The organism is Pseudomonas sp. TE3895 (assembly GCF_056278855.1).
On the sequence record NZ_JBWBQE010000001.1, the window covers coordinates 6,025,244 to 6,036,411 of the forward strand.

An 11,168-nucleotide genomic window follows, 5' to 3' on the forward strand; every position below is an offset into this window, starting at 1 on the left:
TTTAGATAGGGGCATTTTCACTGAGTTCAAGGCTTGGCAACATGAAAGCTATCGAGAACCAGTCTTGTCTTTGGCTGCCTGTGCCGGCCTCTTCGCGGGTGAACCCGCTCCTACAAGATACCGATAGCCCTGGCAGGAGCGGGTTCACCCGCGAAGAGGCCGGCACAGGCAACGGAGATGTTAGACTGTGCCCACGTCACCTCACGCGTACCCCCATGGCCTACAAACCCTCCCCCGCCCAGCCGCCCTCCGCCCTGCTGCGCCAAGTGCGCCCGCTGCGCCTGCTGCTGAACCAGGCCGAGCGCCTGGAGCACTTGCAGCGCCTGCTGGAAAGCCAGTTGCAACCGGCTGCCCGCGAGCACTGCCATGTGGCGTCCTGGCGCGATGGTACTTTGTTGCTGGTGGTTACCGACGGCCATTGGGCAACCCGCCTGCGCTACCAGCAGAAGCGCTTGTTGGCGGCACTGCAGGCCATGGAAGCATTCGGCAACCTCAGGCGCATCCTGTACAAGGTGCAGCCGCCGCTGGTGCCGGCCAAGCGTGGCGGGCATGCTGCCGAGCTTTCGAACAGCGCGGCCGAGAGCCTGCGCGACACCGCCGAGGGCATTACCGACCCCAAACTGCGCGCAGCACTGGAACGGTTGGCCGCCCACGCCCAGGGCAAGCCATAAAAAAGGCCACCCGAAGGTGGCCTTAATGAACTAGAGAGTGTTCGAACTTACACGGCCGCAACAGGGCGCATGTACGAGATCGGTGCCGTGCTGGCATCTTCGAAAGTGACCACTTCCCAGGCATCGGTTTCAGCAATCAGCTTGCGCAACAGCTGGTTGTTCAGCGCGTGGCCGGACTTGAAGCCCTTGAACTCGCCGATCAGGCTGTTGCCCAGCAGGTACAGATCGCCGATGGCGTCGAGGATCTTGTGCTTGACGAATTCGTCTTCGTAACGAAGGCCGTCTTCGTTGAGCACGCCGTCCTCATCGACCACGATGGCGTTCTCGACACTGCCACCCAACGCAAGGTTGTGCTTGCGCAGGTACTCGATGTCACGCATGAAGCCAAAAGTACGCGCGCGGCTGACTTCCTTCACGAACGACGTGCTGGAAAAGTCGACGCTGGCGCTCTGGGTCCGGTTGCGAAGCACCGGGTGATCGAAATCGATCTCGAAGCTCACCTTGAAACCTTCGAAAGGCAGGAACGTGGCGCGCTTGTCGCCCTCCTCCACGGTTACCTCACGCAGGATGCGGATGAACTTCTTGGCTGCGTCCTGTTCTTCCAGGCCGGCAGACTGAATCAGGAATACAAAAGGACCGGCGCTGCCATCCATGATCGGCACTTCCGAGGCGGAGAGCTCGACGTAGGCGTTATCGATGCCCAGACCCGCCATAGCGGAGAGCAGGTGCTCGACCGTATCGACCTTGACGTCACCGTTGACCAACGTCGTCGACATGGTTGTCTCGCCGACGTTGGCCGCACGCGCAGGGATCTCGACCACAGGGTCGAGGTCGGCGCGGCGGAAGACGATGCCGGTGTCAACAGGTGCAGGCTTGAGGGTCAGGTAAACCTTCTCCCCGGAGTGCAGACCGACACCTGTGGCACGGATGGTATTCTTCAGGGTGCGTTGTTTAATCATGGCATTGGCCGCTTCAGCGCAAATTGCGAACAGGTATCAACAAAGGCTGGGGATGATAACAGACCCAACCTTTGATGAATACCAATCACCTTTATACCCCTGATAAATTCCATTAATCAGCCTGACGACGCAGGAATGCCGGGATATCGAGGTAGTCCAGGTCATCCTGAGGGTTCAGTTTAGCGGCTGCGGCAGCACCTGCATGCGCCTGGTTGCGCATGACGGTCGGGCGCTCCAGGTCACGGTAGTTGACCGCTGGCTGCTCCTGGCGCACCGGCGCAGGATTGGACGCTTCATACGCCTGCTGGGCAGTCTGCAGGGTATTGTCGACCACCTTCACAGGCTTCTCGATGCGTGCGCCCAGACCAGTGGCCACCACGGTCACGTGCAGTTCGTCACGCATGTCCGGGTCGATCACGGTGCCGACCTTGACCATCGCGTGGTCGGAGGCGAAGGCTTCGATGATGCTACCCACGTCGGAGTACTCACCCAGCGACAGGTCCGGGCCTGCGGTGATGTTCACCAGGATACCGCGGGCGCCCTGCAGGTTGACGTCTTCCAGCAGCGGGTTACGGATAGCTGCCTCGGTGGCTTCACGCGCACGGTTCGGGCCGCTGGCGCAGCCAGTACCCATCATGGCCATGCCCATTTCACCCATCACGGTGCGCACGTCGGCGAAGTCGACGTTGATCATGCCTGGGCGCTTGATGATGTCGGAGATACCGCGTACGGCACCGGCCAGTACATCGTCAGCCTTGGCGAAGGCGGACAGCAGGCTGGCATCCTTGCCCAGGATGGTCAGCAGCTTCTCGTTGGGGATGGTGATCAACGAGTCGACGCTTTCAGCCAGCATGCGGATGCCTTCATCGGCGATCTGCATGCGCTTGCGGCCTTCAAACGGGAACGGACGGGTCACCACTGCGACGGTGAGGATACCCATTTCCTTGGCCACTTCGGCAATGATTGGCGCTGCACCGGTACCGGTGCCGCCACCCATGCCGGTGGTGATGAACACCATGTTGGTGCCCTGCAGCACTTCAGCGATGCGCTCACGGTCTTCCAGCGCGGCCTGACGGCCGACTTCCGGATTGGCACCGGCACCCAGGCCCTTGGTCACACCCGTGCCCAATTGCAGGATGGTGCGCGCGCCAATGTTTTTCAGCGCCTGGGCATCGGTGTTGGCGCAGATGAATTCCACGCCTTCGATGCTGCTCTTGACCATGTGATTGACGGCGTTGCCGCCACCACCACCAACGCCGATCACTTTAATGACCGGACTTTGCGGGACGTTGTCTACGAGCTCGAACATTTTCCCTCTCCTTACAGTTCTCTAGTTGTTGCGCCTACCACTACTGCTTTGAAACTTAGAAGTTGCCCTGGACCCACTTCTTGAAGCGTTCAAGCACTGGGGCCTTCGGTTCATCGCCATAGCTGTTGCTGCTGCTGTTGCTGTTACCGGTCAGGGCCAAGTCCTCGGACTGCTTCAGCAGGCCGTAGGTGAGCAAGCCCACACCAGTGGAATAGATCGGGTTGCGCACCACGTCGCTCAGCCCCCGAACGCTGTGCGGCACGCCCAGGCGTACCGGCATGTGGAAGATTTCCTCGGCCAGTTCGACGGCGCCTTCCATCTTCGCGGTGCCGCCAGTGAGGACGATGCCGGCGGGCACCAGGTCTTCGTAGCCGCTGCGGCGCAGTTCGGCCTGGATCAGGGTGAAGAGCTCGTCGTAACGTGGCTCCACCACCTCGGCCAGGGCCTGGCGCGACAGCTCGCGCGGTGGGCGATCGCCCACGCTTGGCACCTTGATGGTCTCGCCAGCGCCAGCCAGTTTGGCCAAGGCACAGGCGTAGCGGATCTTGATTTCTTCGGCGTACTGGGTCGGGGTCCGCAGGGCCATGGCGATGTCGTTGGTCACTTGGTCGCCAGCAATCGGGATGACCGCCGTGTGGCGAATGGCGCCCTCGGTGAAGATGGCGATGTCGGTGGTGCCGCCACCGATGTCCACCAGGCACACGCCCAGCTCTTTTTCATCATCGGTCAGTACCGAGTAGGCCGAAGCCAGCTGTTCGAGGATGATGTCGTCGATTTCCAGGCCGCAGCGGCGCACACACTTCTCGATGTTCTGGGCGGCGTTGACGGCGCAAGTGACCACGTGAACCTTGGCTTCCAGACGCACGCCAGACATGCCCAGCGGCTCGCGCACGCCTTCCTGGTTGTCGATCACATAGTCCTGCGGCAAGGTGTGCAGCACGCGCTGGTCGGCCGGAATCGCCACGGCCTGGGCGGCGTCGAGTACGCGCTCCAGGTCGGCCAGGCTGACCTCGCGGTCACGGATGGCAACGATGCCGTGGGAGTTCAGGCTACGGATGTGATTACCGGCCACACCGACGAACGCCGAGTGGATACGGCAGCCGGCCATCAGCTGCGCCTCTTCCACGGCGCGCTGGATCGACTGCACGGTGGACTCGATGTTCACCACCACGCCTTTTTTCAGGCCACGGGACGGATGGGTGCCGATCCCGACGATTTCCAGGGTGCCGTCTTCGCCCACTTCGCCCACCAGCGCCACCACCTTGGAGGTGCCAATGTCCAGCCCGACGATCATTTTGCCGCTATGCGCGTTTGCCATGGTCCTGCCTCTCTCTAATTCTTCGCAACGGCGGGTTGGGCCGTCGTCGGTGCAATCGGTTCCCGCCAACCAACGGCAAGTCCGTTGGAATAACGCAGATCAATGCGGGCGATAGTGGTGATCTGGTCTTTGAGTGTCTTGTCGTAAATGGCAATGAAACGGCGCATCTTCTCCACCAGATGATCGCGCCCCAGCAGCAACTCGATGCCTGGCCCGGCACTGCTCGCACCGGTGGTCAGGAACCAGCTGCCTCGCTCGCGCAGCTCCAGGCGAGCGATGGAAAAGCCCAAGGGGCGCAGCATCTGGCTCAATACCTGATACTGCTGCATGACTTGTTGCTGAGCACGCTGCGGCCCGGCCAGCTGCGGCAGGTGCTCATAGTTGGCCAGCTCGCGCGGGGTGAAAGCCTGACCCTGGTTGTTGAGCAGGGCTGCGTCCCCCCAGCGTGCCACCGGCAGCTGCTCTTCAAGGCGGATCACCACCTCGTCGGGCCACACCCGGCGCACTTCGGCGTGGGCGATCCACGGCATCTGCTCGAGCTCGGCCCGCATCGCCGGCAGGTCGACGCTGAAGAAGCTCGCCGCCACGTAGGGCGCGATACGCTGCTGCACCGACTGCTGGCTGATGTAGCTGAGGTCGCCCTGCACATCGATCTTGGTGATCGGGCGGTCGGCGTACGGCATCAGGCGAATGGCGCCCTCGTAGGCACCAAAGCCGGCCGCCACCAGCAACACCGGCCACAGCAAGCGCTTGAGGCCGCCCAGGCTTGGCCGGGGCAGGCGCGCCGATACGGGCTCGTCGGCCACCAGCCGGCTGGCACCACGCGGCACCGGCTTGCTACGGCCGGTAACGGGTTGCTGCTGACGTATCATCGCGCCTTGCATGGTTATTAACCTCGCGTCGCCACGCTTTCGGCCAGGATTGCCAGCACCAGTTGCTGGAAGTCCAGGCCAGCCGCGCGGGCCGCCATGGGCACTAGGCTATGATCTGTCATGCCTGGTGCAGTGTTGACTTCGAGCAGCCAGAACTGGCCCTGCTCGTCCTGCATCACGTCCAGCCGCCCCCAGCCTTCGATGCCAATGGCATCGCAGGCGCGCGCGGTCAGGTCGATCAGTTCCTGTTCCTTGACGCTATCCAGCCCGCACGGGATGCGGTACTGGGTATCGTTGGCGATGTACTTGGCGTCGTAGTCGTAGAACACGTGCGGCGTACCCAGGGCGATCGGCGGCAGCACCTGGCCGCGCAGTACCGCGATGGTGAACTCCGGACCGTGGATCCACTGCTCCACCAGTACCTGGGAATCGTATTTGGCGGCGTCCTGCCAGGCGGCGACCAGTTCCTGGGCGCTGTTCACCTTGGCCATGCCGATGCTAGAGCCTTCATGGGCGGGTTTGACGATAAGCGGGAAGCCCAGTTCCGTACTGGCCTGCAAACAATCGCTTTCGCTCGCCAGCACCGCGTGGCGTGGCGTGGGAATGCCCAGGCTCTGCCACACCTGCTTGGTGCGCAGCTTGTCCATCGCCAGCGCCGAAGCCAGGATGCCGCTGCCGGTGTAGGGGATGCCCAGGCACTCCAGCAAACCTTGCATACTCCCGTCTTCACCGCCACGGCCGTGGAGGATGATGAAGGCGCGGTCAATCTTCTCGCTCTGCAGGCGTGCGAGCAGGTCGTCACCGACGTCGATGGCAACCACGTCGACGCCGGCAGTGCTCAGCGCATCGATCACTGCGGCGCCGGATTTCAGCGACACTTCACGCTCGGCGCTCTTGCCACCGTACAGCACGGCGACGCGACCGAACGCCTTGACGTCCAGGGTCGAGTGCAGCTTGTCGTAGGCGCTGGTCATTTCGACTTCTCCTGCTTGGCGCCTGCGAACAGCGGGCTTTTCATCAACTGGGGGGCCAGGCCGCCGACATCACCGGCACCCTGGCAGAGCAGGATGTCGCCAGCGCGCAGCAGTGGCTTGACCAGCGGTGCCAGTTTCGGCGCCGCGCTCGATGTAGATCGGGTCCAGCTTGCCGCGCTGGCGGATGCTGTGGCACAGCTGACGGCTGTCGGCACCGGGGATCGGCTCTTCGCCGGCCGGGTAGACTTCCATCAGCAGCAGCACGTTGGCATCGCCCAGCACCTGGACGAAATCGTCGTACAGGTCGCGGGTGCGGCTGTAGCGGTGCGGCTGGTAGACGATCACCAGGCGGCGGCTTGGCCAGCCACCGCGCACAGCCTTGATCACCGCCGCCACTTCGGTGGGGTGATGACCGTAGTCGTCGACCAGCATCACACTGCCGCCTTCGACCGGCAGCTCGCCGTATACCTGGAAGCGACGACCGACACCCTGGAAGCCGGACAGGCCCTGGACGATGGCCTCGTCAGTAATGCCTTCGTCAGTGGCGATGGCGATGGTCGCCAGGGCGTTGAGCACGTTGTGGTTGCCGGGCATGTTCACCGAAACCTCCAACGGCTCGCGATCACGGCGCAGCACGGTGAAGTGGGTCTGCATGCCCTGCTGACGCACATTGATGGCGCGGATGTCGGCCTCTTCGCTGAAGCCGTAGGTCACGGTCGGGCGCTTCACCTGCGGCAGGATCTCGCGAACCACCGGGTCGTCCAGGCACATCACCGCCAGCCCATAGAACGGCAGGTTGTGCAGGAACTCGACGAAGGTTTTCTTCAGCTTGTTGAAGTCACCTTCGTAGGTCGCCATGTGGTCGGCGTCGATGTTGGTGACAACCGCGACCATCGGCTGCAGGTGCAGGAAGCTGGCATCGCTTTCGTCTGCTTCAGCGATCAGGTAGCGGCTGGTGCCCAGCTGCGCATTGGTACCGGCAGCGGTAAGGCGGCCGCCGATAACGAAGGTTGGGTCCAGGCCACCGGCGGCGAACACTGAAGCCAGCAGGCTGGTCGTGGTGGTCTTTCCGTGAGTGCCGGCAACGGCCACGCCATGGCGGTAACGCATCAGCTCGGCGAGCATCTCGGCACGCGGCACTACCGGAATGCGCCGCTCCAGGGCGGTGGCAACTTCCGGGTTGGCCGGGTTGATGGCGCTGGACACCACCAACACATCGGCGGTGGCAGCGTTCTCGGCGCGGTGGCCGACGAAGATCTCAGCGCCAAAGGACTCCAGGCGCTCGGTCACCGGCGAGGCTTTAAGGTCCGAACCGGACACTTCATAGCCCAGGTTCAGCAACACTTCGGCAATACCGCACATGCCCACGCCGCCGATGCCGACGAAGTGAATGCGGCGAATACGGCCCATCTTCGGCTGGGGCATGGCTTTCTGGCTCTCAACCATGGGCCACCTCCAGGCAGATATCGACCACGGCGCTGGTTGCAGCAGGTTTGGCCAGGCGCCGTGCGGTGCCGGCCATGACGTTGAGTTTCTCGGGTTGCATCAGCACCTCGTTCAGGCGTTCAGCGAGTTGCGCTGCGCCAGTTGTCGCTTGTGGCATCAGGAAGGCAGCGCCTTCGCGGGCCAGATATTGGGCGTTGTGGGTCTGGTGATCGTCGATCGCGTGGGGCAAAGGCACCAGCATCGAAGGCAGGCCTGCTGCCGCCAGTTCGCTGACAGTCAGGGCACCGGCCCGGCACACCACCAGGTCGGCCCAGCCATAAGCTTGGGCCATGTCTTTGATGAAAGGCTCTACCTGAGCCTCGACGCCCACCTCGTGATAACGCTCGGCGGTGATCGGTGCGTGCTGCTTGCCGGCCTGGTGGAACACCTCTGGCCGCAGCGCCGCGGGCACTTCAGACAGGGCCTTAGGCAACAATTTGTTCAATGGTTCCGCACCCAGGCTGCCACCCAGCACCAACAGGCGTGCGCGGCGCTCGCCCAAGGGCGTGCGTTGCGCGTCCATGAAGAGCTCCGGACGCACCGGGTTGCCGGTGGTGCGACGTTTGTCGCTGGCCTCGAAGGTGTTCGGGAAAGCTTCGCAGACCCGCGCCGAGAGTGGCACCAACAACCGATTGGCGGTACCGGCCCTGGCGTTCTGCTCATGGATCACCAGTGGCACGCCGCACAGCCGCGCGGCCACGCCGCCGGGGCCGGTCACATAGCCGCCAAAGCCCAGGACACATACGGGCTTGAGCTGGCGAATGATGCGCCGTGCCTGCAGTACGGCCTTGACCAACGTGAAAGGCGCCTTGAGCAACGACAGCTTGCCCTTGCCGCGCAAGCCGCTGACCTGAATCAGATGCAATGGCAAACCCGCCTGTGGCACCAACTCGTTCTCGATGCCACGCGGGGTGCCCAACCAGTGCACGCTGTAACCGCGCTTCTGGAACTCACGGGCGCAGGCCAGCGCCGGGAATACGTGCCCCCCGGTGCCGCCGGCCATGATCAATACATTTTTGCCTTCAGCGGCCATGACTGGTCTCCTCGGCAAAATCGCTTTCGCTGAATTCGTGCTCCTCACTGCCCAGATGCGTGCGGCTCTCCCACTCGATGCGCAGCAAAAGGCCTACGCAGGCGCAGCAAATCACCAGCGAGCTCCCCCCGTAACTGAGAAACGGCAGGGTCAGGCCCTTGGTCGGCAGCAGGCCGACGTTCACACCGATGTTGATCAGGAACTGGCCAATCCACAGGAAAGCCAGGCCGAACGCCATGTAGGCGGCAAAGAACTGTTTGGCTTTTTCGGCCCACAGGCCGATGTACAGGGCGCGCACGGTGACGAACACGAACAGCGCGACGGTCAGCAGCGAGCCGACCACGCCCAGTTCTTCCGCCAGGACCGAGAACACGAAGTCGGTGTGCGCTTCAGGCAGGTAGAACTGCTTCTGCACGCTGTTGCCCAGGCCAACGCCCAGCCACTCGCCACGGCCGAAGGCGATCAGTGCCTGGGTCAGCTGGTAGCCGGAGCCGAACTGATCGGCCCAGGGGTCAGTGAACGTAATAAGGCGCGCCATCCGGTAGGGCTGCGCCTGAACCAGAACAAATACCGCCAGCACCGCCAGCACCACCATCAGGCTGAAGCGGAACAGCCCCACCCCTCCCAAAAACAACATGGCCGCCGCCGCGCCCATCATCACCACCGTGGCGCCGAAGTCCGGTTCCATCAGCAGCAAGGCGGCCATGGGCAGCAGTACGATGAACGGCTTGAAGAAGCCCATCCAGGTTTCGCGTACCTCGGTCTGTCGGCGTACCAGGTAGCCGGCCAGGTAGATAACCACGAACACCTTGGCGATTTCCGAAGGCTGCACGTTGAAGAAGCTGAAACCGATCCAGCGCATGGAGCCGTTAACCTCACGGCCGATACCCGGCACCAGGACCAGTACCAGCAGGCCGAAGGCGCCAAGCAGCATCATGAAGCCCATGCGCTGCCAAGTGGCGATTGGCACCAGCATGGTTGCACCACAGGCCACCAGGCCAAGGAACACGTACACCAGATGGCGGAACATGTGATACAGCGGGTTGCCGGACTGTACAGCAGCCACTTCCGAGGAGGCCGAAGTGATCATCACCAAGCCCAGGCCCAGCAAGGCCAGGCAACCGGCGAGCATCGGGAAGTCCAGGTCGACGCCACGGCCGCTGATCAGCGGCGACGGGTAGGGTTTGAAGATGCCGAAGATCATGCGAGACCTCCCGCTGCCTGGGCGAACAGACGCCCCCGTTCCTCGAAGTTCTTGAACATGTCGAGGCTGGCGCATGCTGGCGACAGCAGCACGGCATCGCCGGCCTGGGCCAGTTCGGCACACTGCTGTACAGCATCGTCAAGCGTCTTGACCCGAACCAGTGGCACGGCATCGCCCAAGGCCTCGGCCAGGCGCTCGGCATCACGGCCGAGCAATACCACGGCGCGGCAGAAACGCTTGACCGGCTCGCGCAGCGCGGTGAATTCAGCACCTTTGCCATCACCACCGGCGATCAGCACCAACTTGCCTTCGATATCGGCGCCCAGGCCTTCGATGGCGGCCAGGGCTGCACCGACGTTGGTGGCCTTGGAATCGTCGTACCAGTTCACGCCATTACGCTCGCGTACCCACTGGCACCGGTGGGCCAGGCCACCGAATTCGCGCAGGGCCTCGAGCATGGGCTCGAACGGCAGGCCGGCAGCATGCCCCAGGGCCAGCGCCGCCAGGGCGTTGCTCTGGTTGTGAGCACCGCGAACCTTCAGTTCACGCGCCGGCATCAGCGTCTGGAACTCGAACGCCAGGTATTTTTCACCGTCCACTTCACGCAGGCCAAACGCTTTGAAGTCGGGCGAGTTGAGGCCGAAGGTCCAGCATGGTCGGCCTTCCACCGGCAGCGGCCGGCTCAGGGCGTCCTGGCGGTTGACCACAACCTGGCGGGCACCGCGGAAAATCCGGTGCTTGGCCAGGTGGTAGGCCGGAAGGCCGCTATAGCGGTCCATGTGGTCTTCGCTGATGTTCAGAACAGTCGCCACTTCGGCGTTGAGCTGGTCAGTGGTTTCCAGCTGGAAGCTGGAAAGCTCCAGCACGTACAGCTCGATGTCATCGGCCAGCAGGTCGAGCGCCGGGGTACCGAGGTTACCGCCCACGGCCACGCGTTTGCCGGCCTTGGCGGCCATTTCACCGACCAGCGTCGTGACGGTGCTCTTGGCGTTGGAACCGCTGATGGCAATGATCGGCGCCTTGGCATGGCGAGCAAACAGCTCTATGTCGCCAGACAGCTTCACGCCACGCGCGGCCGCCTGCTGCAAGGCCGGCGTGGCCAAGGCCAGACCGGGGCTCACGTACAACTCGTTGGCGCGGCACAGGAAGTCCACGTCCAGTTCACCACAGCGCACTTCCACCTGCGGGTAATCACGGCGCAGGGTTTCCAGTTCCGGCGGTTGCTCGCGGGTATCGGCGACCGCAAAGGCAATGCCCCGGCTCGCCAGGAAGCGAACCAGGGACATGCCGCTCTTGCCGAGGCCGACAACGATGCGGAATTGGTCGGAAGCGATCAAAGACAC

9 protein-coding genes and 1 pseudogene are annotated in these 11,168 nt (G+C 63.2%); 1 reads left to right on the forward strand and 9 read right to left on the reverse strand.

Annotation, left to right across the window (positions count from 1 at the left end):
* The first annotated feature begins 215 nt into the window (after nucleotides 1-215).
* Nucleotides 216-671: a DUF721 domain-containing protein gene (locus tag ACZ889_RS27245; RefSeq protein ID WP_003251875.1), complete on the forward strand. Its 456-nt coding sequence runs from the start codon at nucleotides 216-218 to the stop codon at nucleotides 669-671.
* 47 nt (nucleotides 672-718) lie between these two features.
* On the opposite strand, the gene lpxC is transcribed toward ACZ889_RS27245, so the two are convergent.
* From lpxC to murD, 9 genes and pseudogenes are all read right to left on the reverse strand, one after another.
* On the reverse strand, nucleotides 719-1,630 hold the full coding sequence (gene lpxC / locus ACZ889_RS27250) for a UDP-3-O-acyl-N-acetylglucosamine deacetylase (RefSeq protein WP_003251873.1): 912 nt from the start codon (nucleotides 1,628-1,630) through the stop codon (nucleotides 719-721).
* Between the two features lie 112 nt (nucleotides 1,631-1,742).
* Nucleotides 1,743-2,939: a cell division protein FtsZ gene (ftsZ, locus tag ACZ889_RS27255; RefSeq protein WP_003251871.1), complete on the reverse strand. Its 1,197-nt coding sequence runs from the start codon at nucleotides 2,937-2,939 to the stop codon at nucleotides 1,743-1,745.
* Nucleotides 2,940-2,994: 55 nt separating this feature from the next.
* Nucleotides 2,995-4,257, reverse strand: a complete 1,263-nt coding sequence (gene ftsA / locus ACZ889_RS27260; RefSeq protein WP_003251867.1) for a cell division protein FtsA — start codon at nucleotides 4,255-4,257, stop codon at nucleotides 2,995-2,997.
* A gap of 14 nt (nucleotides 4,258-4,271) precedes the next feature.
* On the reverse strand, nucleotides 4,272-5,141 hold the full coding sequence (locus ACZ889_RS27265; protein WP_003251865.1) for a cell division protein FtsQ/DivIB: 870 nt from the start codon (nucleotides 5,139-5,141) through the stop codon (nucleotides 4,272-4,274).
* 5 nt (nucleotides 5,142-5,146) lie between these two features.
* Nucleotides 5,147-6,103: a D-alanine--D-alanine ligase gene (locus ACZ889_RS27270; protein WP_180689296.1), complete on the reverse strand. Its 957-nt coding sequence runs from the start codon at nucleotides 6,101-6,103 to the stop codon at nucleotides 5,147-5,149.
* Nucleotides 6,100-7,549, reverse strand: a pseudogene (gene murC, locus ACZ889_RS27275) (UDP-N-acetylmuramate--L-alanine ligase). The gene ACZ889_RS27270 and the pseudogene murC overlap by 4 nt, the downstream one beginning before the upstream one ends.
* Nucleotides 7,542-8,621 carry an undecaprenyldiphospho-muramoylpentapeptide beta-N-acetylglucosaminyltransferase gene (gene murG / locus ACZ889_RS27280; RefSeq protein ID WP_476257984.1) on the reverse strand — a complete coding sequence of 360 codons (1,080 nt, stop codon included), beginning with the start codon at nucleotides 8,619-8,621 and terminating at the stop codon, nucleotides 7,542-7,544. The pseudogene murC and the gene murG overlap by 8 nt, the downstream one beginning before the upstream one ends.
* Nucleotides 8,611-9,825, reverse strand: coding sequence for a putative lipid II flippase FtsW (gene ftsW / locus ACZ889_RS27285; protein ID WP_003251856.1), 1,215 nt, complete (start codon nucleotides 9,823-9,825; stop codon nucleotides 8,611-8,613). Before ftsW ends, murG begins: the two co-directional genes overlap by 11 nt.
* Complete coding sequence (gene murD / locus ACZ889_RS27290; RefSeq protein ID WP_180689294.1) at nucleotides 9,822-11,168, reverse strand: UDP-N-acetylmuramoyl-L-alanine--D-glutamate ligase; 1,347 nt, start codon at nucleotides 11,166-11,168, stop codon at nucleotides 9,822-9,824. The genes ftsW and murD overlap by 4 nt, the downstream gene beginning before the upstream one ends.

Bases quoted from the DNA above. Each gene is read 5' to 3' on its own strand.
- ACZ889_RS27245 (WP_003251875.1), top strand. From the start codon at position 216: ATGGCCTACAAACCCTCCCCCGCCCAGCCGCCCTCCGCCCTGCTGCGC.
- lpxC (WP_003251873.1), bottom strand. From the start codon at position 1,630: ATGATTAAACAACGCACCCTGAAGAATACCATCCGTGCCACAGGTGTC.
- ftsZ (WP_003251871.1), bottom strand. From the start codon at position 2,939: ATGTTCGAGCTCGTAGACAACGTCCCGCAAAGTCCGGTCATTAAAGTG.
- ftsA (WP_003251867.1), bottom strand. From the start codon at position 4,257: ATGGCAAACGCGCATAGCGGCAAAATGATCGTCGGGCTGGACATTGGC.
- ACZ889_RS27265 (WP_003251865.1), bottom strand. From the start codon at position 5,141: ATGCAAGGCGCGATGATACGTCAGCAGCAACCCGTTACCGGCCGTAGC.
- ACZ889_RS27270 (WP_180689296.1), bottom strand. From the start codon at position 6,103: ATGACCAGCGCCTACGACAAGCTGCACTCGACCCTGGACGTCAAGGCG.
- murG (WP_476257984.1), bottom strand. From the start codon at position 8,621: ATGGCCGCTGAAGGCAAAAATGTATTGATCATGGCCGGCGGCACCGGG.
- ftsW (WP_003251856.1), bottom strand. From the start codon at position 9,825: ATGATCTTCGGCATCTTCAAACCCTACCCGTCGCCGCTGATCAGCGGC.